The sequence below is a fragment of the Vallitalea maricola genome, from assembly GCF_036985595.1.
Taxonomy (GTDB): Bacteria; Bacillota; Clostridia; order Lachnospirales; family Vallitaleaceae; genus Vallitalea; species Vallitalea maricola.
In genome coordinates, this window is sequence record NZ_BTPU01000282.1 from 1 (window position 1) to 243 (window position 243).

Below are 243 nucleotides of genomic sequence, written 5' to 3' on the forward strand. Positions count from 1 at the left end.
CTTGGATATTCATCTAGAGGAATATCCAAGAAGATGTGTAGAGCAAATAGCCAACTGGGAAAAACAAAGAGATGAACTTACAAAAGACAATACTCTTAGTCATAAACGTTCTACTGAATACGGCTCATATATAATGGAAGCAATGGAAACCAATATCTCTTATACTATTGGTGGTAACGTCATGAATACTGGCCTAATTCCTAACCTGCCATCAGATTGTGTAGTTGAAGTACCTTGTCTTGT

General features: G+C 36.6%; 1 protein-coding gene. It reads left to right on the plus strand.

Going from position 1 to position 243, the window contains the following annotated elements:
* Positions 1-243 (plus strand): family 4 glycosyl hydrolase (locus AACQ14_RS24100; RefSeq protein ID WP_459112804.1); only part of this gene is annotated, 243 nt, incomplete at both ends.